The organism is Fundicoccus sp. Sow4_H7, assembly GCF_052115865.1.
Classification (GTDB): Bacteria; Bacillota; Bacilli; order Lactobacillales; family Aerococcaceae; genus Fundicoccus_A.
This window is the reverse complement of the sequence record NZ_JBQKME010000002.1, coordinates 118,918-140,979: the sequence shown is the minus strand read 5'-3', so window position 1 is coordinate 140,979 and position 22,062 is coordinate 118,918. Positions and strand designations below refer to the sequence as shown.

The 22,062-nt window shown below is 34.1% G+C and carries 20 protein-coding genes and 1 pseudogene; 15 read left to right on the top strand and 6 right to left on the bottom strand.

The features are described from left to right. The first annotated feature begins 2 nt into the window (after positions 1-2). From dapB to ACTQ54_RS03355, 3 genes are read left to right on the top strand one after another with little or no spacing between them, the layout of a single operon-like run. Positions 3-779, top strand: a complete 777-nt coding sequence (dapB, locus tag ACTQ54_RS03365) for a 4-hydroxy-tetrahydrodipicolinate reductase (RefSeq protein ID WP_441754665.1) — start codon at positions 3-5, stop codon at positions 777-779. Positions 780-796: 17 nt separating this feature from the next. Next, complete coding sequence (locus ACTQ54_RS03360; protein WP_441754663.1) at positions 797-2,005, top strand: LL-diaminopimelate aminotransferase; 1,209 nt, start codon at positions 797-799, stop codon at positions 2,003-2,005. Positions 2,006-2,029: 24 nt separating this feature from the next. After that, complete coding sequence (locus ACTQ54_RS03355) at positions 2,030-3,766, top strand: M3 family oligoendopeptidase (protein ID WP_441754661.1); 1,737 nt, start codon at positions 2,030-2,032, stop codon at positions 3,764-3,766. A gap of 346 nt (positions 3,767-4,112) precedes the next feature. Here the strand turns inward: ACTQ54_RS03355 and ACTQ54_RS03350 are convergent, their stop codons facing one another. Beyond that, a complete protein-coding gene (locus ACTQ54_RS03350) occupies positions 4,113-4,754 on the bottom strand; it encodes an SGNH/GDSL hydrolase family protein (protein ID WP_441754659.1) in 642 nt (213 codons plus the stop codon). A 230-nt stretch (positions 4,755-4,984) separates the two neighbouring features. On the opposite strand from ACTQ54_RS03350, the gene ACTQ54_RS03345 reads away from it, so the two are divergent. The 9 genes from ACTQ54_RS03345 to ACTQ54_RS03305 all read left to right on the top strand — a co-directional run bounded on the left by ACTQ54_RS03345 (position 4,985) and on the right by ACTQ54_RS03305 (position 12,774). Beyond that, positions 4,985-6,652: a DUF4091 domain-containing protein gene (locus ACTQ54_RS03345; RefSeq protein ID WP_441754657.1), complete on the top strand. Its 1,668-nt coding sequence runs from the start codon at positions 4,985-4,987 to the stop codon at positions 6,650-6,652. Between the two features lie 18 nt (positions 6,653-6,670). Then, positions 6,671-8,584 (top strand): family 78 glycoside hydrolase catalytic domain, encoded by a 1,914-nt coding sequence (locus ACTQ54_RS03340; protein ID WP_441754655.1) that lies wholly within the window; start codon positions 6,671-6,673, stop codon positions 8,582-8,584. A gap of 420 nt (positions 8,585-9,004) precedes the next feature. Continuing rightward, positions 9,005-9,421, top strand: coding sequence for a site-specific integrase (locus ACTQ54_RS03335; protein WP_441754653.1), 417 nt, complete (start codon positions 9,005-9,007; stop codon positions 9,419-9,421). 35 nt (positions 9,422-9,456) lie between these two features. Then, on the top strand, positions 9,457-9,825 hold the full coding sequence (locus tag ACTQ54_RS03330) for a GrpB family protein (RefSeq protein WP_441754651.1): 369 nt from the start codon (positions 9,457-9,459) through the stop codon (positions 9,823-9,825). Positions 9,826-9,993: 168 nt separating this feature from the next. After that, positions 9,994-10,443, top strand: a complete 450-nt coding sequence (locus tag ACTQ54_RS03325; RefSeq protein ID WP_441754650.1) for a MerR family transcriptional regulator — start codon at positions 9,994-9,996, stop codon at positions 10,441-10,443. After that, positions 10,428-11,090 (top strand): NAD-dependent epimerase/dehydratase family protein, encoded by a 663-nt coding sequence (locus ACTQ54_RS03320; protein WP_441754648.1) that lies wholly within the window; start codon positions 10,428-10,430, stop codon positions 11,088-11,090. The genes ACTQ54_RS03325 and ACTQ54_RS03320 overlap by 16 nt, the downstream gene beginning before the upstream one ends. A gap of 182 nt (positions 11,091-11,272) precedes the next feature. After that, positions 11,273-12,007: a class I SAM-dependent methyltransferase gene (locus tag ACTQ54_RS03315; RefSeq protein ID WP_441754646.1), complete on the top strand. Its 735-nt coding sequence runs from the start codon at positions 11,273-11,275 to the stop codon at positions 12,005-12,007. 119 nt (positions 12,008-12,126) lie between these two features. After that, positions 12,127-12,267 (top strand): hypothetical protein, encoded by a 141-nt coding sequence (locus ACTQ54_RS03310; protein WP_441754645.1) that lies wholly within the window; start codon positions 12,127-12,129, stop codon positions 12,265-12,267. After that, on the top strand, positions 12,268-12,774 hold the full coding sequence (locus ACTQ54_RS03305; protein WP_441754643.1) for a GDSL-type esterase/lipase family protein: 507 nt from the start codon (positions 12,268-12,270) through the stop codon (positions 12,772-12,774). Positions 12,775-12,871: 97 nt separating this feature from the next. Here ACTQ54_RS03305 and ACTQ54_RS03300 read toward each other — a convergent pair whose 3' ends face one another. The 4 genes from ACTQ54_RS03300 to ACTQ54_RS03285 all read right to left on the bottom strand — a co-directional run bounded on the left by ACTQ54_RS03300 (position 12,872) and on the right by ACTQ54_RS03285 (position 16,634). Beyond that, positions 12,872-13,804, bottom strand: coding sequence for an FAD:protein FMN transferase (locus ACTQ54_RS03300; RefSeq protein ID WP_441754641.1), 933 nt, complete (start codon positions 13,802-13,804; stop codon positions 12,872-12,874). Between the two features lie 72 nt (positions 13,805-13,876). Further along, the gene (locus tag ACTQ54_RS03295; RefSeq protein ID WP_441754639.1) at positions 13,877-15,127 is read right to left on the bottom strand and encodes an NAD(P)H-dependent oxidoreductase; all 1,251 of its coding nucleotides are present in this window, start codon (positions 15,125-15,127) and stop codon (positions 13,877-13,879) included. A 17-nt stretch (positions 15,128-15,144) separates the two neighbouring features. Then, on the bottom strand, positions 15,145-15,750 hold the full coding sequence (locus ACTQ54_RS03290) for an NADPH-dependent FMN reductase (protein ID WP_441754637.1): 606 nt from the start codon (positions 15,748-15,750) through the stop codon (positions 15,145-15,147). 14 nt (positions 15,751-15,764) lie between these two features. Then, a complete protein-coding gene (locus tag ACTQ54_RS03285; protein WP_441754635.1) occupies positions 15,765-16,634 on the bottom strand; it encodes a helix-turn-helix domain-containing protein in 870 nt (289 codons plus the stop codon). 297 nt (positions 16,635-16,931) lie between these two features. Here ACTQ54_RS03285 and ACTQ54_RS03280 point away from each other — a divergent pair, with 297 nt between their 5' ends. The 3 genes and pseudogenes from ACTQ54_RS03280 (at position 16,932) to ACTQ54_RS03270 (ending at position 20,952) form a co-directional block, all read left to right on the top strand. Further along, positions 16,932-17,363: a MarR family winged helix-turn-helix transcriptional regulator gene (locus tag ACTQ54_RS03280; RefSeq protein WP_441754633.1), complete on the top strand. Its 432-nt coding sequence runs from the start codon at positions 16,932-16,934 to the stop codon at positions 17,361-17,363. Positions 17,364-17,477: 114 nt separating this feature from the next. Further along, positions 17,478-19,154, top strand: a pseudogene (locus ACTQ54_RS03275) (ABC transporter ATP-binding protein). Positions 19,155-19,638: 484 nt separating this feature from the next. Continuing rightward, a complete protein-coding gene (locus tag ACTQ54_RS03270) occupies positions 19,639-20,952 on the top strand; it encodes an IS1380 family transposase (RefSeq protein ID WP_441754631.1) in 1,314 nt (437 codons plus the stop codon). A 615-nt stretch (positions 20,953-21,567) separates the two neighbouring features. Here the strand turns inward: ACTQ54_RS03270 and ACTQ54_RS03265 are convergent. After that, positions 21,568-21,930: an ASCH domain-containing protein gene (locus tag ACTQ54_RS03265; protein ID WP_441754629.1), complete on the bottom strand. Its 363-nt coding sequence runs from the start codon at positions 21,928-21,930 to the stop codon at positions 21,568-21,570. Positions 21,931-22,062 lie beyond the last annotated feature (132 nt).

The window sequence follows — 22,062 nt, the reverse complement described above, 5'->3', positions numbered from 1 at the left end:
AAATGAACATATTATTAGTCGGCGCAAGTGGCGCTATGGGACAAACTCTGTGGCAACTTATCCATCGCTCACAATCGGATCAAGTCGTTCTGGCTGTGCAACATGAAAAGGAAGACAATCCTTTAATCCCAACCTTTAATACTTTTGAGGCACTAGATATTTATTTCGCTAATGAAAAACCTGACGTAGATATTATGATTGATTTTTCGTCAGCAGCCTTGAGTGAGGCGGTTGTTAACTTTGCTAATAAATATCAGCTGCCTCTCGTATTAGCAACAACCGGTCAAACGGAAGCGGTAGAGGAATTAATCAATGAGGCATCTAAAAACATTCCGGTTATTAATGCACATAATACAAGTATCGGCATTAATGTTATGCAAAAAGCAGTCCAGTTATTGACGAATTATCTTTATCCCTTAGATTATGATATCGAAATCATGGAAAAACATCATCGCTATAAAAAAGATTCTCCTAGTGGAACGGCTTTGATGTTATTGGACAGTATTCAATCTCAAGTGAAAGAGGACATTCAAACTCAAAATGGTCGTCAAGGACATTATGATGACAGACCCCATCATGAAGTAGGCATCCACGCTATTCGCACAGGAGATATCGTTGGTGAACATACGGTTATTTTTGCCAATAATAACGAAGAAATTGAAATCACCCATCGTGCCTATGATAAACGCTTGTTTGCACTTGGGGCTTTAAAAGGGGCACATTTTTTAGTGGATGCAAAAGCTGGACTTTATGATATGTCGGATGTTTTAGATCTATAGAAGGGGTTATTTTAAAAATGCGCCTCAATCCACACTTTTCAAAGTTTCAAGAAGACTATGTCTATGTAACAATACAGGAGAAGGTTGAAGCCTTTAAGCAAACAAATCCACAAGCAAATATTTTAGACTTGGGTATTGGAGATGTTTCACGTCCACTAGCACCAGGGATTGTAACTGCTATTCAGCAAGCGGCAGATGATCAATTGAAAATGGAAACTTTCCATGGTTATGGACCTAAGGGAGGCTATTCATTTTTAATTGAGAAAATCTTGACGAATGATTACTTGGATAAAGGTATTCATCTCAATGAAAAAGAGATATTTATTTCTGATGGGTCTAAGAGTGATGGAGCTCATATACAGGATTTATTTGATGATAATGTCAAGATTGCTGTCGTGGATCCCTTTTATCCCGTCTACATTGATAGTAATGTTATGGCGGGTAGGGCAGGAGAATATGATTGCAAGACTCGTAGATGGAGTCAATTGATTTATTTAGATGCAAATGAAAGCAATGATTTTATCTCAGATATTCCAAACGAAGTGGTTGATGTTATTTATTTAAATTACCCTAATAATCCAACTGGAAAAGCTATCAATAAGGATGATTTACAAAGATTCGTTAATTATGCCAATGAAAATAATGCTTTAATTGTTTTTGATGCCGCTTATGAAGCTTTTATTCAAACGGATGCTATGCTTCATTCGATTTATGAGTGTGACGGTGCCAAAAAATGTGCTATTGAACTAAAATCTTTTTCTAAAAGTGCAGGTTTTACTGGTTTACGCCTAGGTTATATGGTTATTCCAGAGGAATTAGCCTACGATGGACAAAGTCTAAACCAGCTGTGGGCGCGCCGTGAAGCGACTAAATTCAATGGTGCTTCATACATTATCCAAAAAGCAGGAGCAGCCGTTTATGAAGCAGCTACTCAAAAAAACTTGCGTGAGAATATTCAACATTATTTAACGAATGCTAAGCGAGTAAAAGGAGCATTAGAAGGCTTGGGGATGCAGGTTTATGGCGGAGAAGATGCCCCATATTTATGGCTGAAATCGCCTAAAGAACAAAGTTCTTGGGAATTTTTCGATGATCTTTTTAATAAATATCAGATTATTTCCACACCAGGTTCTGCTTATGGAGCAAATGGCGAACAATTTGTTCGACTTTCAATGTTTGCATCTGATACAGTGATTACTGAACTCTTACAACGATTAACAAAATAATAATGATAATAAGGGAGCGATTTTGTGTACGAATGGCAATTGAATGACTTATATCCTAGTTTTGAAGATACAACTTTTCTAAATGATGTGGAATCTTTAGATAAATTATTGGAAGAATTTGAACAAATAACATTTGAAGATAGCATTGAAAATATTAAAGCGATTATTGAATTAAGAGAAAAACAATATGTTTTATTCCGTAAACTATCGAGTTTTGTATCTTTAAATTTAGCTACTAAAGCAACAGATAGCGAAAGTACAAACTATCAAAATGTATTAGCAAACAAATTTAATCAATTTGCAAAAATTAATGCTCAGATTGATCGTTTTTTAGGTGAAACACAAATAGATATTTCGCAAGATAAAGATTTAGCTGAATATACCTTTTATTTTTCTGAATTAAAAAATGAAGCAAAACATTTATTAAGTGATGAAGCTGAAGAAGTTATTAGTAAGTTGAATCGTTCAGCAGGAAGTGGATGGAGTGCCTTAACAAGTTATTTAACTTCAACCGCTGAAGCAGAATTTCGTGGTGAAAGCAAAACGTTAAGTCAATTACGTAACTTGGCTTATAGTGAAGATTCGCAAGTTAGAAAAGAAGCCTTTGAAACGGAATTAGCGATGTATGATGGCATAAAAGATTCAATTGCTTTCTCCTTGAATAATATTAAATCACAAGTTATTGACATATCATCCATGCGTGGCTTTGATTCTCCACTTGAAGCGACATTAGATCAATCACGCATGAGTCGCCAAACTTTAGAAGCTTTAATGGAAGCCATTAAAACCAACTTACCTGTGTTTAGAAAATATTTAACCCATAAAGCTAGTTTATTAGGGCATGAAAACGGTCTGCCTTTCTATGATTTATTTGCCCCAATGGGTGAGACAAGCAAAACATTCACCGTTGAAGAGTCGAAGGCTTATTTAATTGAAAAATTCCAAACCTTTGCTCCGGATTTAGCTGAAATGACAGAAGCTTTCTATGATAAAAATTACATGGATTTTTATCCTCGTAAAGGCAAACGTGGAGGAGCTTTTTGTTCAAACCTACCATTTATCAAGCAGTCACGGATTATGTTGAATTATGGTGAGTCATTAAGTGATATTTTGACCATTGCTCATGAATTAGGACATGCTTACCACGGCACAAAAATACATTCACATAAGCCATTGAATTGGTCTTACTCAATGCCAGTTGCAGAAACAGCTTCTACGTTTAATGAAGCGATTATTATGAATTATTTAATTCAAGAAAGTAAATCAGACGCTGAAAAAGTTGCTGTCATTGAACAATATTTACAAGATGTTACTCAAATTATTGTTGATATTTATTCACGATACTTATTTGAATCTGCAGTTTTTGAGAAGCGTCAAAATAGTTTTATGTTTGCGGAAGAATTAGCTGAGATGATGACGAATGCACAACTTGAAGCCTATGGTGAAGGATTAGATAAGGACTATCTACATCCATATATGTGGGTAAATAAAACACATTATTACTCAGCTGGATTGAGTTTTTATAATTTCCCTTATGCATTTGGTGGGCTATTCTCACGTGGTTTATATGAAATTTATCAAGATCAACCGGATGGTTTTGCTGAAAAATATGGCCAAATGTTGAATAAAACAACGGTTGCTTCTGTTGAAGATGTAGCTAAAACGATGGATATCGATGTAACAAGTGTCGATTTCTGGCAGTCTACCCTTGATGGCGTTGCACGCTATGTCGAACAATTTATTGAATTAACAAGTAAATAAAACAGCTTCTACAATAAATGAGGTTGATGACGAAATTTGTCATCAACCTCATTTATAACTTTAGACAAAAACGAAGATCTTACATTGATTACGACCTAAAAAGTTACAGAGGGCATATAACCCTAACACGAAAAGGGTATACCTGTTTGCCCAATGCCTTCCTAACAGTCTACAAATCCAATGCAAAGTGGCGCAATAATAACTTTTTGAATAAATCGTCCTTGCACTTCTTATATTCCCCCCAAACGAGTTAGAGAGAATCCAAAAAGATCAAGCTACATAAAAAATGATGCTTGACCTTTAAATGATTCTTTATCAATTTTATTTGACAAAGAGCCTTTAAAAATTAATTGGATTCGATTAAATTTAACCATTGATTGGCGATGACACCATGACCTAAAGCGGTTGGATGAACACCATCTTCGACTGTAAAGTCAAGTGGAGCAGAGTGTTTTAGCAATCGATTGAAATGATCGGATAATTGAATCAATTCAGCATCAAAGTCTTTTGCAATTTGGGCAATTATTTGATTCATTTGATTTAGTTCGATTGACCATTCTAAGCGTTCTTCTAATGTTGGCAGAACAAAAGGTTGGATCAAAATTAATTGGAGTTCGGGATTTAGTTGACGTGCTTGGGTCAGCAAGTCACGGTACTGTTGTTCAAAATTTTCTAAATAAGATTGATCAATGGGGATACCATCCGTACGATGGTGCCAAATATCATTAATCCCAATATAAACGCTCAAGATATCTGGATTAAGGTCAAGACAGTCTGTTTGCCAACGATTAACTAAGTCAATCAGTTTATTTCCGCCGATACCACGATTTTGAACGGATAAATGTAAGTCTGGAAACTTACCGAGTAATAAATTACCAGCGATAAATACATAACCTGAACCTAATGCCTTATCATCTTCATAACTTCTTCCGCAGTCGGTTATACTATCTCCAATAAATAATATACGATCATTTGATTTTAATTTCATTTATTTGCTCCTTCAAACAATAATAATGCATTTATTTTATCATATTGTGATAAAGATGGAAGCGTTTAGTAATCTTTTAGCCAGCGAAAATTATCAGTTTTGACTAAAACATTAGCATGCTGGTTATAACCAGTTTACAACCGACGAAAAGTAAAATATAATGAATTTGAAAGAATTTTTGAATACGCAATCAAAGATAACTCAATAAAAATAAATTAGGAGTTGTACAAATGACTAATAATATAAAAATCTTTGAAACGCAAGTGATTAGTTCGCTTGAAAAAGTTTTTCCAGACGAAGCATTGGATCTGGTTGAAGTAAAAAAAGGCTCAGCGTTACAAAATGAGATTTATTCTTTTCAAGTTGCCTATCGTTCGAAAGGACCTCTCATAAAAAATATTGCTGTTAAGGTTGAGTCTGATTTAGCTTCAAACATTAATTTAAGAGCTGTTGGACTGGCTCCGTCAGAATTTCCTATATATAACGATCATGATGATAATGTGTTACGAACACAAGCAAGTCTGTTCCCAGACCCATTATATAAACTAGATAATGATGGAATTACAGCTTTTACTAATCAATGGCGGACGATTTGGATAACGGTTGATATCAATGAGAGTATTGCTGATGGCACTTATCCAATTAAAATTAAATTTGAAACTGAAACAGCTGAGCTGCTTGGTGAAGAACTTTTTGAATTGACCGTTATTCCTGTGAAATCACCAGAACAAGAATTAATTCATACGCAATGGTTTCACACAGATTCGATTATGGAATATTATGGTGTCGAATTGTTTAGCCCAGATTATTGGTCATTAGTTGACTCATACATTAAGACAGCTGTTGACCACGGTATTAATATGATATTAACACCACTGTTTACCCCTCCTCTTGATACCGAGATAGGTGGCGAGCGACCAACAGTCCAATTAGTGGATGTTGAGAAAAATGATGAAACATATCAGTTCTCATTTAGTAAATTGTTACAATGGGTTGAGATGTGTCTAACAAATGGTGTGAAGTATTTTGAAATGTCACATTTATTTACTCAGTGGGGTGCCTATCATGCGCCAAAAATTATAGCGACAGTCAACGGAGAAAAGAAAAAGATTTTTGGATGGAATACTGATGCCAGTGGTGAAGAATATAAAGCCTTTTTAGCTACTTTCTTACCGGAGTTAAAGTTGTTTATTCAAGAACATGGATTAGAAGATAAAGTATACTTCCATGTTTCGGATGAACCTAGCCTTGATCATCTAGAATCATATAAAAATGCGAGTGACATTATCTATGAACATCTAAGTAAATATCCGATTATCGATGCCTTATCAGACTATGTCTTTTATGAAAATGATTTGGTGAAACGTCCCATTCCAGCAACTTCACATATTGAGCCGTTTCTTGAAAACCAAGTGGAAGATTTGTGGACTTATTATTGTTGTGGTCAATATAAAGAAGTTGCAAATCGTTTCTTTACATTCCCGTCAGCTAGAAATCGCATCATTGGTTTCCAATTATATAAATATGATATTAAAGGCTTTTTACAGTGGGGTTATAATTTCTGGTGGTCACAACTATCTAAAAAAGCGATTAATCCATTTCAAAATACCGATGCTGGTTATGGTTTTCCTTCCGGTGATGCCTTTATCGTATATCCAGGCGAGGATGGGCCAATTGAATCCATTCGAATGGAAGTATTTTATGATGCGCTACAAGATCAGCGGGCATTGCAATTACTAGAATCATTAATTGGTAAAGAAGAAGTTTTATCGATATTAGAAGCAGATTTAGAAAAAGAGCTTACCTTTAGCTCTTATCCAAAAGAAAGCCAATGGTTATTAGAAAAACGAGAAGAAATAAATCAAAGAATCGCAACTGAAATAGCAAACCACAAATAATTTTGGAGGAACGTTGAAGTGTTTCAAAAAGCAAAATGGATTTGGATTAATTCACAGCAGCAAAAAGATGAATATGGTCATTTTAAAACAAGTATTCCATGGAAAAATGGGGATGTTCTACTGAATATTTCTTGCGATGGAAATTTTGTTGTTTATGTGAATGGTGGAGTAGGGGGATTTGGCCAATACCCCGATTACCCAAACTATAAAATTTATCAACAAATAAATATCACCCCTTTTTTAAAACAAAATGAAGTAAATACCATTGAAATTCTGGTCTGGCATTATGGCATTGAAGGCACACAAACTTATTATCCTGCCCAAGCAGGGCTTATATTTGAAATAATCAATAACGACCAAGTCATTGATTATAGTCAAATAAATACCTTGTCAAAATTGCATGATAATTACATAAGTTATGAAGATAAAATTATAACGAGGCAACTAGGTTTAAGCTTTGCGTATGATGCGAGAAATATTGAGCGTCCTTTTAGCGAGTCAGACTTAGTCGAAAAATCGTATCTTTTTTATAAGAAACCGATAGAAGACTTTGATTTTAATGGACGGTTAGCTACAGCTAAAATTGTTGAAGATAAGCACAGCGCTGTTTTTGATTTAGGTCGTCAAAGTGTTGGCTTTCTAGAATTGGATATTTATTCTCCGAAGGATCAAAAAATAACTATCACTTTTGGCGAGAATCTCGTTGAAAATGCCGTACAGCATTTAATTGATGACCGCGATTTTAGTGTGAGTTATTATGCAAAGGAAGGGCACAATCAGTTTTCAAATTATTTATTTAAATTTGGTTGTCGTTATTTACAAATCTACTATGAAGAACCCATTAGAATCCATTATCTTGGATTAAATGAAATCGTCTATCCTGTTAAATTAAATAGTATAAATCATCTTGAATTGACAGACCTTAGAAAAAATATTTATGATGTATCGATTCAAACCTTAAAAAATTGTATGTTAGAGCATTATGTCGACTGTCCATGGCGCGAACAAGCACTGTATACCTTAGATAGCCGCAATCAAATGTTATGTGGTTACTTTACCTTTAATAATTATGCCTATGCTCGTGCAAATCTGGTCTTAATCTCAAAAGGACTTCGTGAGGATGGTTTATTAGATATTTGTTTTCCTAGCTATATTAACTTAACTATTCCATATTATAGTTTGGTTTATCTTGTTCAAATATATGAATACATCCAATACTCAGCTGATGAAACGATATTAGAAGAAGTTTTTCCTCAATTGAAAATCATTATGGAAAACTTTCTTTCAAAGATTGATCACACACAATTGATTCCAGACTTTGATTATCCTTTTTGGAACTTCTATGAATGGAGTGAAGGGAGTCATCATGATAATGAAATAATGAGAGCGACGAATAATCAAACAACAGAAAAGAACTACTCTTTGATATTAAATACTTATTTTCTGTATGCGATGCAACACTATAAATATCTTTGTCAGATGGTGGGGGAGGATGTTAGTTTCTTTGAACAACCGATGATTCAAGCTATTAATCATATTTTCTTTGATGAGGATAGACATTTGTATAAGTTGGATACCCAGTCATTTCATTATTCCGTTTTAGGGAATAGTTTAGCCGTCCTTTCGGGGGTAGCAGATACAGCCAAATCAGAAACAATACTTGAAATCTTAACAGGAGTAAATAATTTAATTCCAATCACCTTGTCGATGAAAGGTTATTTTTATGACGCTTTATTAAAAAATAATGCCGACTATCGTGAGTATGTATTGAATGATTTAGATAATGATTATGGCTTTATGCTCAATCATGGAGCGACGACATTTTGGGAAACAATTTTAGGAAAAGAAGATTTTAACGGAGCTGGCAGTCTTTGCCATGGTTGGAGTGCCATGCCGGTTTATTATTATCATAGGTTACTCGTAAAGGAGTAAAGGAGGAAGGTTTAAATCGAAATAATAAGTGTCTTTCACTAAAAAATAAACCACTCTCAAAATTAATTGAGGGTGGTTATTTTAATAGGCTGTAGTAACAATACTCATTTTAAAAATGTTCTGTGTATTGCCATCAGGGATTATCAGTTGATTTAGAAGTTTTTGAAACGCTTAAAATAATATGATGTACTAATAAAATATGACGGCTTTTCAATTGATAGACTTATATTTTACTATGAAATAAGTAGACTAGACAAAAAGGCTTGATTTAATGTTTGAATTAATATGTTGCATAAATAAAGAAATGTGTTAAAATACCAACGTTTGCCTTGCTGTTTAAGTTATTAATTGATAGTTTATAGAAAATCATGCCTCAATATCAACAAAACACTCACTAGGGGTTTAGACAACAAGATTATTGTGCAACCTACGAAGACAGTGAACGGTCGAAGAGTAATTGATATGGATTATGCCTCGATGAAGCTTTTAAAACAGTGGAAGATATATCAGGCTCAATTCATGCTGAAACTTGGTTTTAATACGAATACACCCGATCAGTATATTTTTGCGAATACGAGAAATAACTTCTATTCGATTAATGTACCAAATGACCGTATGAGTAATGTACAAAAGCGTAATGGCCTCAAACAAATTACCTTTCATGGGTTGCGACACACGCATTGTAGTATTCTCTTCTCTATGGGAGCTTCAATAAAAGATGTACAGGCTCGCCTAGGACACACAGATATTCAAACAACAATGAATATCTACGCTCACGTTACTAAAGAAGAGAAAAAAGATACCGCAGATAAGTTTGCGAAGTTTATGGAGAATTAAGCTTAATAAAATCAATTTATGAGGAGGTATTATATATGCTTGGTTTACCTAGAGGTGAGGTATTTCTAGTTCCATGGACTAGTGAATGGGAAAAAGAGTTTATATCAGAGAAAGAAAGAATACAAAATAAAATCGGAGTGTATGCCGTAGAAATCCACCATATCGGTAGTACCGCAGTAGAACATTTAAGTTCAAAACCAATCATTGATATTGCAATTGAACTTGATCAATTTACTGACGGTGAAGAATGTATTTCAGCTTTAGAATCTATGGGGTACACTTCACACGGAACCAATATTTTACCGGATCGGTATTATTTTACTAAAGGTGAACCTAGAACACATCAAATTCATATGTACCAACATGGAAATAATAATCTCTTAGGGGTGTGGTTTTTTAGTTAAGTTTGATTATTTATGATATATCAACTTGAGAAAATCTCCATTTTTAAAATAAGAAAATCGATTGTTCAATCATAAAAACAGCATTTATTTATTATTTTTTTGAATGATTCGCTTGACCTTGAAGTTAACTCCAATGTTAGAATGGAATTAGAGGAAGAGGTGTGAGACATGAATATTCAGCAAATTTCAAAAGAAGCAGGGATTAGCAAGGACGCCATTCGTTATTATGAAAAAATTGGCTTATTACATCCAAAGCGAAGCGATAATAATTATCGTGTATTCGATCAATTCGATTTAGAACGAGTAAAAATGATAGCTGTCTTACAATATGCTCAGTTTGATTTAAAAGAAATAAAGGTAATCGTCAACAGTATTGATTTACCGCCAAGTGATGAATGTAATAGACAAGTAGCAGCTTTATTTAAAGCCAAAAATTTTGAACTTCAAAAGCGTATTCGTGATTATCAGTTGATTTTACAAATGGTAGGCAACTTTAGATTACCTGAAAGTTCTGAGGAATTTGCAAGTGAAAAAGAAGAATATTTATTGCAGACAATGCATTTAATCAGTGATGTGTTTGCAAAAATAAAAGGAGGAGAAGAATGGAAAAGCATGTAATCTTTGGAGCCAATGGTTCAATTGGTAGCTATTTAGCTGAAGAATTAGAAACAGCAGGGAAGGAAATTGTAAAAGTAGGACGCAAAGCTTTAGCTGAGAAAAATTATCAACAAGCAGATGCACTCAATATTGAGCAAGTTCAAAACGTTGTTGAAGGTGCTAGCCACATATACATTACAGTTAAAGAAAATCATTTATTGCAACCAAGTTCTAATAAAGGAAAAGTGCGACACCAACTCTATAAGCAACTCAAAGATGCAATGGAGGATACCTCGATTCTTATTGTTCGTTCACCAGATTTCTTTGGTCCAAGAGCTGCAAACTATAGCGTATTGTATGTTCAGTTTTTAGAAAATATGTTAAAGGGAGAAAACCCGAATTATATCGGTTCACTTGGAAAAACTCATAGTTATGCTTTTGTGCCTGACCTTGCTAGAGCAATTAGGCTACTTGCTTTAGATAATAGAGCCTATCAACAAGTTTGGCATTTACCAGCTTTTGCAACTAACAGCATTACGGAGATTGCAGATGAGTATAATAGTCAATTGGGTACACAATTCAGTGTGCGCGCTTTACCAAAAACAGTGCATCGTATAATTAGTTGGTTCAATCCTATGATGAAAGAAATGTATGAAACGCGTTACTAATTTGATGAAGATTATGCTTATAATTGGGATAAGTTTAAGTAACATTATCCAACATTTGAACAAACGAATTTTAAAGAAGCTATTCAACAAACGATTGAATATTTTCATTAAAAAAATATATGTAATCAATTAGCTCTATTAAAAGAACTACAGCTATCTTCGTTTAAAAAAGAGGTTATACAATGAAAGAAAACAAATACGATCAAGTAGATTTTTTCCACAAATATAGTCAAATGAATCGTTCGCTCAATGGGTTAGAAGAGTCAGGTGAATGGGAAGACTTTCAAAGATTATTACCTGATTTTACTCAGCAAACAGTTTTAGATTTAGGGTGTGGCTATGGTTGGCATTGTAGTTATGCAGTTGATCAAGGTGCAGCACAAGTAATTGGTGTCGATTTATCTGAAAAAATGCTTGAGATTGCTAAAGAAAAAACGCAATCACCAAAAATTGAATATGTACACACTGCAATAGAGGAAGTCAATTTCCCAGCCGGAACTTTTGATATAATTCTATCTTCCTTAGCATTTCATTATATAGCTAATTACGAAGCATTGGTAAAGCGAATCAACCAATTTTTAAAAGCAGACGGCAAACTGATTTTTACAGTAGAACACCCGGTATTTACAGCCTCTGGTAGGCAAGATTGGATTTATAATGACAAAGGGGAACGACTCCATTTTCCTATCGATCATTATTTTAATGAAGGTAATCGTCAAGTTGAGTTTCTTGGTGAAAAAATGACTAAATACCATCGAACGTTGATGACTTATGTGAATGAATTGCTTATAAATGGCTTTAGTATTGAAGCAATATGTGAACCAAAGCCCCCTCGGCATATGATGGATATTCAAGGTATGGCAGATGAACTACGGCGGCCTATGATGCTCATTATTTCTGCTAGCAAGAATAAATAATCATCTTCACGCATGTCTTTAATTAGGGCTAAATTATTTCTATCAAGTGTTAGAAAAGAACAAAAAGCGCTTACTTTATGGTAAGATAGTCTCATCATGAAAATAAGGAGTATTGTTGAATGTTATTAGAGGCTAATCAAAGAATTTTATTTACTGGGGATAGTATTACAGATACAGGTCGTGACCGTGAGAATCCGAAGGACCTAGGACATGGGTATGCTTTTATAGTGGGGAATTTATTGCAGGGACAATATTCTTAGATGAATTTACAAGTATTTAATCAAGGGATTGGTGGAGATAAGTTGGTTGATTTAGCAAATCGTTGGCAAACGGATTGCTTAGATTTCGAACCTGACCTTGTATCAATCTTAATTGGGATTAATGATGTCTGGCATCATCGAAATTCTGAGACACCGATTGATAAAGACTATATAGCGACCTTTGATCAAACTTATCGACGTTTATTAACTGAGTTACGCCAACAGAACCCAGAAGTTCAGATAGTCTTAATGCAACCATTTGTTTTACCAACTTTAGAAGATCGTCTAGATTGGAAGGAAGAATTAGATCCTATGATCGCTGTCATTAATCAAATTACATCTGATTTTGATGCTGATTTAATACCATTATCAGAACACTTTAACACACTTGTAGAGACTTACGATCCAAATCTTTTCACTGTTGAAGATGGTGTTCATCCTGTGGGTGTTGGTCACGGAGTTATTGCAAGTCAATGGTTAGAAAAATTAGACGTTGCCCAACATTAATTGTGTATTTATCATTTGCTTAACGAGTAAAAATAGTGAAACCCCATTTTTTTCGGAAAATGGGGTTGTTATTATTGATATTAAATGCAGTCATTTATTAATTTATTAAAATAAAGTCTGATTGTAATTCTTCTGAACAGATTATTTCATTATCTTTTGTAATAACGATACCTTCTATTTCAGGAAGCTGATTAATGAATGAAATGATTTGTTTGCTTTCATACTTATAAAGCATTGTAGTGTATAGTTCAGCAGTAAGTGATTTTTTGGATACAATGGTAATACTTGCTACATCATTATTAATAGGATAACCAGTTTGACTATCGAAAATATGATGGTATTCTTTGCCATTAATTTGTAAACTTCGCTCATAAATACCTGAAGTTACTACAGAACGATCTTGTGTTTGTAAAATACCAACAATTTTTTGACGTGTTTTAAATGGATTTTGGATGCCAACTCGCCAAAGCTTATCCGAATTAGTAGGGTGGGAACCGATTAATAAGATATTTCCACCTAAGTCAATGATTCCTTCTGTGACTCCTTCTTTTAACAAAAAATCTTTAATCCTATCAGCAAAAAATCCTTTTGCTAATGAACCTAAATCTATTTCCATGCCTTTATTTTCTAAATAGACTGAGTATTCTTTTTCATTAAGAATAATAGATCGAGGATTAATACGTGATAGCCGTTCATCAATCTCACTTTGAGTTGGGACATTAGCATCTTTAAAACCAATATTCCATAATTTAACCAGCGGTCCTATGGCAACATTCAAACTATTGTTATCGTCTAGACTGTATTTCTTGCCAATTTCGATAAGTTCATAGATATCTTTATCTACTTTAATTGGTTTAATTCCTGCGTATTGATTTACCTGCATTAACATACTGTTATTATTATTTGCACTAAAGCGTTGTTCAAAATCGAATAAACGTTTTTTAGCTTCTGTAAGTAATTGTGCAGCAAATCTGTGCTGAATTTTCAAATTAATAGTTGTTCCCATTGCTTTAAATGTCAGATGTTCCATATAATCATTTCCTTTACTGCAATCATTATGAAAAAGTTCGAAAGACATCCTTCGAACTTCATCTCACTATCATTAATGAGATGATGCCCCAGATACTGTATCAACGACAACTTCTTCAACTTTATCAGTTTCTGATGCACCAGAAACAGCATCAGCTTGGTTATTATTGTTCTTTGAAGCACCAGATACAGTGTCGCTACCACCAACTAATTCTTGTCCAGTTTGTTGTAAATACCAATCTACAGTTGGCTTAATATCCATAATATATTCATTAATGCCCATGTAGTTTCCTTCATCATCACGGACAGCTTGGTAGTTATGGACGACAAATTTATCTGGACCATGAGTAGGCACATGAACTCTGACAATATCTTGTTTACCAGATCTAAGTTGAGAAATGACCCACTTGACATTTTTATGTGTTCTCTCAGGATGACATGCACCTAATGGATTTCCAGCTTGCTCTGGATACCGTTTTGCAAACATCTCTTCTGAAGGAAGAACACTATTATAGTATAAGAACTGGTTATTACTATCAGCAAAAGTTAATTCCATTGGCATTGAACGTAAGAATTGATCGATTTGATTAACTGTTAGGATTCCTCTGTTTAAGTTAACATAGTCGTTACCGGAAGCAGGATTAACTTTTTTAATTACTTGTTCAACCCAATCAGTTGCACGCATATCGATGCCTTCAATCGTTGATTCAATCCTACCGTTAGCAAACAAATCTTCCTCAACTTGATTTCCAGGAGCAATTTCTATTTTTTTGTCGTCCAGAGCGGATACTACAGCTATGAAACGAATGAATTTTTCAAGACATGAAGCTAAGAAGTTTATAGTTCCAGCATCTTTCAAATTATATTCTTCATCAAAAGCTTCTTTCACATTACCTAATAAAAATTCATTACCAGGTAGAACAATGGCATTTACACCCGGTGCGTCTAGTATTTGACGCAATGATAGTTGAGCACGAGAAGAACCTTGAGAATAATAGGAAGCACCAACAATCATAACTGGTTTATTTTCAAAAGGGTGAATTTTAAATGACAACCATTCAATTAAACTTTTTAAGGCTGCTGGAATGGTATGATTATGTTCAGGTGTAGCAATAATCACACCTTCAGCTGCCTCGATCCTTTTGGCAATATCTTGTATGACTGGTGAGTGAGTCTGATCGTTACTTTGATTAAACAAAGGTACTTTATTTATTTCAATAATATCTAAATCAATCAAAGCGTTAAAGTGTTTTTGGATAAATTGTAATAATAAACGGTTATACGATTCTTTTGCATTTGATCCGACGATTCCGACTAATTTCATATTTTTTACGCTCCTTCTTAATCTTCCCAAGTATAGTTATCTGCAACTCTTACATTTGCTTCGTGAGCTTCCGTTAGCTGACCTGTAATATTAACAAATGTTAAAAAGTCACTGAATAAAGCTTCCAGTAAATCAATTTTTTCACTAGATATTAAATTTCCTGACTCATCAAAAGCTTGTAATGAGTGATTTAATAAATATTCAGAACTCGGCATAATTCTTGCTTTTAATTCCGGTGAATCCAAAATTTGACGCGCATGCATTTGAGCACGAGATGAACCTAGTGTTCCGTATGAGGCTCCTACAACCATAACTGGCTTATCAACAAAAGGATGAGTTTTAAATGATAACCAACTTAATGCATTCATTAATGCTGCTGGAACTGAATGATCATATTCTGGCGTACTAATAATCACACCATCAGCATTTTCTACTTTATCAGACATTTCTTTTATTATAGAAGGTAACTCGATACTTTTGTCTTTCACAAAGATTGGTAGGTCTTTAATTTCAATTAACTCAATCTCTGCTTTTTCAGAAAAATGTCTCTGAATAAATTGTAGTAATTTTCTATTTGTTGAGTTATCTGAATTTGTTCCTACAATTCCTAATAATTTAATCATATTTTTGATTCCTCTCACTGATATTCCGTATTAATAAAACTTTCCATTTCTTCCAATTCTTTTAAAGCAATTCTATTTCTATTGATTTTAGAATATGCTCTGGCATCATAGATTAATTCTAAAATTTCATTCTTAGGTTTACTCTGTTTAATCGCATTCTTTGTTAATTGAATAGCAGCTCTAGCTAAATAATAGGTCACATGATTATCTGAACAAATCGAAATGGCATGATTTGCTAAGGCATTACTAATCTCTAATTCATCAATTTGTGCATAAAACTTACTGCATTGGAAAACTATATGTAATACTCTCCATACTTCTTCCATTCGTTGTGTTGGATGATCATAGATTTTCTCTAACACTCTAGCAAAATATATTTCCGCCTTATCTAATTCTTCAAGTTGAACATAAACCATCCCAGTTCCTGTATAAGCAAGTAATCTGTATATCTCATTTTCTTCAGTAAATTTTTCAAGTAAAATTTGATTTAATTCATACAAGCTATCAATCGGAGAGTTTTTCTTATGAATCATAGTAAATGACTTTATATAATGGTATCGCATCGTTAACTCAACATCATTTATACTATCAAGGTTTATCTTATCAATAATCTCATTGGCATTATTGTATTCACTTAAAATTAAAGAAAATTCTGCTTCTTCCATTTGTTGATTGATTTCTGAATGTATAATTCCAACTTTGGGAAACAATTCACTTAATGGTAAGTCTAATCGATTACATAATTTGATTAGAATTTTTAGACTTGGAACTTTCCCATTGTTTTCAAAACGGCTTAAAGTGGCTTGGGTGCAAATTCCTTCTGCTAATTGACTTTGTGCAAGACCTTTATCTTTTCTAGCTGCAATAAAGCGATCTATATTCATACAAACACCTCCTCATCAATTAAATATTATATTGTAAATTAATTCGCTTAAGCATCATAATTATACTTATAAATTATATTAATATCAAGTATTTATATAAAAAATTATATAAAAAAGCATATAAAAATTCGATTGAGAGATGAATCATGAAATATGTCGTTACATATTTTAGTTTTTAAAAAGCTGTGTAGCAATATATATTTTATGGGAAATACTTTACAAATATTAATTAATAATATAAAATAATTAACATAAGTTAACTAATGATAGATAAGAAAAAGAATAGGAGTGGTAAATTTGCCAACAAATGAAACTTTAATTGAAGAATTAGTGCATCAAATGAATCAACAGCAGTTATTTCGCCATTCATTTCGAGTGCCTCATGGGTCAAGAGGAAGATTTCGTGCGATCATGTCCTTGTATTATGGAGGAGAACAAATTCAACCAAGCGAATTAGGACAGATTATGAATGTATCTACTCCTCGGATTACTGCCATTCTTAATAAACTAGAAGAAGAAGATTTAATTATTAGAAAAATTGCCACAGAAGATCGACGGAAAATATTTGTTTCATTAAGCAAAAAAGGAAAAGAAGTTGTTGCTAGAAAACTCAAGCAACAGAGAGAGTATGTTGAACAATTAGTAGAGAGAGTAGAACAATCAGATTTGGAAGCTTATATTCGAGTGCTGAAAGCGATGGAAGAATTAAATGTTGAAGAAGTAGAGTAAATCATTAAAGAGGTGATTTTTTGCGAAGATTACGTAATCGCGAATTAGATAAAGAAATTAATAAAAAAGCCACCAAAAATAAATAAAGCCATTTTACTTAGAATATATCGGTACATGCAACCCTATAATTTACAGCTAATAATTTTAACTCTATTAATTTTGTTTACTGCTTTTCTAGGTGTCTTTCCTTCAATGCTAACTGGGCTAATTATTGATGAAGGATTTATTGGGGGAGATTTTAACCGCTTAGTTTCTCTGATTGGACTATCTTTTCTTGTTCTAGTTGGCTCAGGATTAGTTGGTTTATCTCAAAGCTATTTAAGTGCTTGGTTATCTCAAAATATTACAAAAGACATGCGAGATCAAATGTATTCACATTTACAAAAACTGTCCCATCATTTCTTTACAATTGGTAAGCAAGGCGAAATTATCACCCGTATGACAAGTGATATTAATGGAGTAGAGATGGCCATTACAGGTACTTTCACTTCAACTATTTCGAATGTAGCAGTCTTAGTTACTTCAATGGTTGCGATTTTTAGGATGAACTGGATCCTTGCGATTGTTGGCATTATGATTGTTCCATTATTAATTATCCCTATCAGAATTATCGGAAATAAACGCTGGGAACTAACGAATGAAACTCAAGATTTAAATGATCAAGCCAATGAAATTATTTCAGAAACACTAAGTGTGAGCGGTCAACAATTAGTCAAAATATATACCAAAGAAGAAGCTGAGTACCAACGCTTTAGTGCAACTAATGAACAATTAGCTAAACTAATAATCCGTGAAAGAACAATCGGGCGATGGTTTAGAATGGTTGCTCATACATTAATCGAGGCTGGCCCAATGTTTATCTATTTAATAGGTGGTATTTTAATGCTACTTTATGGGTATGAAGGCCTTACTGTCGGGGATATTACTGTTTTAGTTGCCCTAATGACACGGATGTATCGTCCCTTAATGCAGTTGATGGATATTCAGGTTGAATTTATTCGTTCATTAGCTCTTTTCAATCGTGTATTTAATTATCTTGATTTAGAAATCGATATTAAAAGTAAAGTCGGAGCCATCATTCCAGAATCTCTTACTGGAAAACTGACATTTGAAGAGGTTGATTTTCATTATCAAGAAGGGTCTCCAATTTTAAAAGACTTAAGTTTTGAAGTTGAAGCAGGGAAAACGCTAGCAATTGTAGGACCGTCGGGTGCTGGTAAATCAACTATTTTTAATCTTATTCCTCGTCTATATGATGTGACAGCTGGAACAATAAAAATTGATTAATATGATATTCGTGATTTAGATTTACACTATTTAAGAAGTCATATAGGTATGGTGACACAAGATACATATCTCTTTAATTCTACAATTAAAGAAAATCTATTATATGCAAACCCAGATGCAACATACGAACAAATGGTACAAGCTTGTAAAGAAGCGAATATCCATGATTTTATTGTTAGCTTACCAAAAGGTTACGAAACGATTGTTGGGAATCGTGGAATTAAATTATCTGGTGGAGAGAAACAACGTTTGTCTATTGCGCGTGTTATTTTAAAGGATCCTAAAATCTTGATTTTGGATGAAGCAACATCAAGTTTGGATTCGATATCGGAAAGGCTAATTCAAGAGACCTTGGAACCTTTATTGAAGAATCGAACGAGTTTAGTTATTGCTCATAGGCTTTCAACGATTGTTAATTCGGATGAAATTTTAGTTTTATCTGATGGGCAGATTGTTGAGAGGGGGACTCATTTTGAATTGCTTGAGCATGACGGAGTTTACTAACAGATGTATGAAACACAATTTAAGCCCTATATAGAGAATGAATTAAATCCAGCTTAGTGGGTGGTGGGTTTGGACTTGCAAGTAATTCAACTGCGCATGCTAGGGCAGACCGTCCTTCATCTCTCCCTTTGGTCGTGATTGCGGACTTTATCTGCTAGACAATTTCTAAACTCACTTCGCTCGTTAAGTCATTGTAAGCTGCGCCGATAATCTCAATGCCTTGGCTGCTTTGTTGAATTTCTTTTCAGTCCAAACGGTGTGTTGGTACAAATATTGTAAAGGGTTTGTGCGATTCTTAATACCTGCGGTATTACGGACATGCTTTATGTTACCTGAAAAATTCATAGTTTTTCTACAAAGTCTCTGAAAGCGCATTGTAACGCCTTAATCTTGTTTGTTTTTCCACACCATTTAGGTGTTCAAAAAGAACCCCAATCTGATATGTTAAAGTGACAAAGCTCAACCAAAGAAAGGGGTTCTCTCAATGGCTACATTACATGAAAAACGATCAAAATTCAACTCTAAACTCACTGTAACAAACACAGGTGGAAATCTCTCCACGGATACTGGCTTAATACTGATTAAAGAATTTATGCAGTCGATTAATTTTTCAGAACTGGCAAAGGAGCAACTCACTTTCCATGACACACGGCATTACTACCTTCATGATAATATTTCTATCCTGGAGCAATTACTTTTTCAACTTATTGCGGGCTATTCGACGGATGCTTCTGCCAATCTGTTGAAAGACGACCCTATTTTCCAGTTAGTGCTAGAAAAAGAGATCGTCGCCTCGCAAGCTTCACTTTCACGGTTTTGGGACCGAGTGAGCGAAGAGACGATTACTCAATTTCAAGCACTGAATCAAGCGTTAATCGACAAAGTGCGTTTAGAACGACATTCAACCGAGCTAGTGATTGATTTGGATTCCACTCATTCAGATACTTTCGGCAAGCAGGAGGCAGCTCATTATAATGCCCACTACGGAACAACTGGTTATCATCCATTGGTTGCTTTTGATGGCCTCACAGGTGATTTTTTGAAAGCAGAACTTCGTTCTGTCAATGTGTATACTTCTAAGGGAGTCAAAGAATTTTTGGAACCCATCCTGACACATTATCACCAAACACTTCCTTGTACAGAAATTCTTGTCCGGGGAGATAGCGGCTTTGCGACCCCAGACGTCTATGACAGCTGTGAGGCCAACGACAGCTTCTATGTCATTCGCTTAAAAGCCAATAAGAATCTAGAAAAGTTAGCTGAGTCGAACGTCTTTATAGATGATGATCACGCTTGGGAAGAACGAGAGATTCATTACTTTTCCACCTCTTACCAAGCAAAGAGCTGGTCGAAAGAGCGACGGGTTTGTATCAAATCTACCAGAGAGGCGGACGCACTCGTGTTTCGGCATGAATATTTAATTACGAATCTCTCTGGTACGCATTCAGCTCACACTCTGTTCGAGCTTTATCATAAACGAGGGACGATGGAAAACTTCATCAAGGAAGCAAAGAACGGATTTTATTTGGATAAGACAGACAGCTCTGATTTCTTAGAGAACTATGCGCGTATGATGGTCAGTCTATTGGCATATAACATCGTCAATTTTATGAAAACCCTCTGTCTTCCAGCTAGAGAAGCAGCTTTCCAAATCAATACACTGCGCCTTCGATTATTGAAGGTGGCAGGGAAATTAGTGAGAAACGCTCGGAAATTACGTCTAAAAACAAGTTTTTCCCATGTGTTTCAACAGTTATTTTACTATTTGTTAGATAAAATTCAGCAGCTCAGTTGGTAAAAAGATAGGTCGACTAAAATTTAAAATTCAACTCAATATCAAGGGATTCGTGCGCTCAAAAACAGGTCAAAACGATTCAGTTTTTAAATACCTGTTCACAGCAACAAAAATAAACCAGCGAGTATTCTATATTGTGTGAAGAAACAAGGAAAATAGACAGATTTCCAGAAATAAAGAACAAAAACTAGAACTATGAATAATTCAGGATTATAATTGAATATAGTTTCATGGATTATAAAAACTTAGTGTCTGTGCTTGGTTAACTTTATAACTATGTAGCATAAATTATACGTAGATCGAATAGAAATCCTAAAGTGTTGTTAAGGCCTTTTCTTCATAAAACATAGGCGTATGCGTGAAGATTTAGTCTAAACCATTACTAAAACCATTACCATAGAACTATAAACTTTGATGTGAAAGGGGACAGATGAGCCCCCTCAACTCCATTATAGCTTTACTAAGGTTTCCTAACAGCTTCTAAACGCTGATAGGAAGCCTTTTTTAATTCTAAAGCTTTGCTTACAATTGCTATAAACCATTACCAACCGTTACCAACCATTACCATTTTTATTACTACTCCAAAAATGGTAATGGTTTTAATTTAACCTTTTTTATTTAGAGGCTATTCGTATTTGCTTCTAATAATTTAACAGTAATTGCTAAAGTGCCCCATTCATTTTCTTGATTAGCACTGTATATTTCATAAGTTTGCTGTACCATTAAATCGATAGGATCTCCTACCGTATCAAAGTCCTTTGCGGGTATACGTTCATACATTTCTTTGAATGTTGTGAATTCTCTTAATTCAACAACTTCTACAGTTAAATTTTCATTGCTTTTTGGTACTTTTGTAAATATTATTGAATCACCTATACTTATTTTTCTTCTTTTTTCATCATTCAATCTTACCTCAACAGTTTTTTTACCAGATTTTATTGACTTAAAAGACGATTCAAAAAGTCCCATAGTATGCTGCATTTTCTAACTCCTTAATTTTCCTTAAACTTAGCAAATTTATCTGCTGTATCTTTCTTTTCTTCTTTTTTAACGTGAGCACGGATATTTACGATTAAGAATTACGAAAGCTTATATACAAAAGAGATAAAAAGC

Bases quoted from the DNA above. Each gene is read 5' to 3' on its own strand.
- ACTQ54_RS03285 (WP_441754635.1), bottom strand. From the start codon at position 16,634: ATGAATATAGATCGCTTTATTGCAGCTAGAAAAGATAAAGGTCTTGCA.
- ACTQ54_RS03265 (WP_441754629.1), bottom strand. From the start codon at position 21,930: ATGCAGCATACTATGGGACTTTTTGAATCGTCTTTTAAGTCAATAAAA.
- ACTQ54_RS03345 (WP_441754657.1), top strand. From the start codon at position 4,985: ATGACTAATAATATAAAAATCTTTGAAACGCAAGTGATTAGTTCGCTT.
- ACTQ54_RS03320 (WP_441754648.1), top strand. From the start codon at position 10,428: ATGGAAAAGCATGTAATCTTTGGAGCCAATGGTTCAATTGGTAGCTAT.
- ACTQ54_RS03305 (WP_441754643.1), top strand. From the start codon at position 12,268: ATGAATTTACAAGTATTTAATCAAGGGATTGGTGGAGATAAGTTGGTT.
- ACTQ54_RS03295 (WP_441754639.1), bottom strand. From the start codon at position 15,127: ATGAAATTAGTCGGAATCGTCGGATCAAATGCAAAAGAATCGTATAAC.
- ACTQ54_RS03325 (WP_441754650.1), top strand. From the start codon at position 9,994: ATGAATATTCAGCAAATTTCAAAAGAAGCAGGGATTAGCAAGGACGCC.
- ACTQ54_RS03270 (WP_441754631.1), top strand. From the start codon at position 19,639: ATGGCTACATTACATGAAAAACGATCAAAATTCAACTCTAAACTCACT.
- ACTQ54_RS03310 (WP_441754645.1), top strand. From the start codon at position 12,127: ATGTTATTAGAGGCTAATCAAAGAATTTTATTTACTGGGGATAGTATT.
- dapB (WP_441754665.1), top strand. From the start codon at position 3: ATGAACATATTATTAGTCGGCGCAAGTGGCGCTATGGGACAAACTCTG.
- ACTQ54_RS03350 (WP_441754659.1), bottom strand. From the start codon at position 4,754: ATGAAATTAAAATCAAATGATCGTATATTATTTATTGGAGATAGTATA.
- ACTQ54_RS03360 (WP_441754663.1), top strand. From the start codon at position 797: ATGCGCCTCAATCCACACTTTTCAAAGTTTCAAGAAGACTATGTCTAT.
- ACTQ54_RS03300 (WP_441754641.1), bottom strand. From the start codon at position 13,804: ATGGAACATCTGACATTTAAAGCAATGGGAACAACTATTAATTTGAAA.
- ACTQ54_RS03290 (WP_441754637.1), bottom strand. From the start codon at position 15,750: ATGATTAAATTATTAGGAATTGTAGGAACAAATTCAGATAACTCAACA.
- ACTQ54_RS03315 (WP_441754646.1), top strand. From the start codon at position 11,273: ATGAAAGAAAACAAATACGATCAAGTAGATTTTTTCCACAAATATAGT.
- ACTQ54_RS03330 (WP_441754651.1), top strand. From the start codon at position 9,457: ATGCTTGGTTTACCTAGAGGTGAGGTATTTCTAGTTCCATGGACTAGT.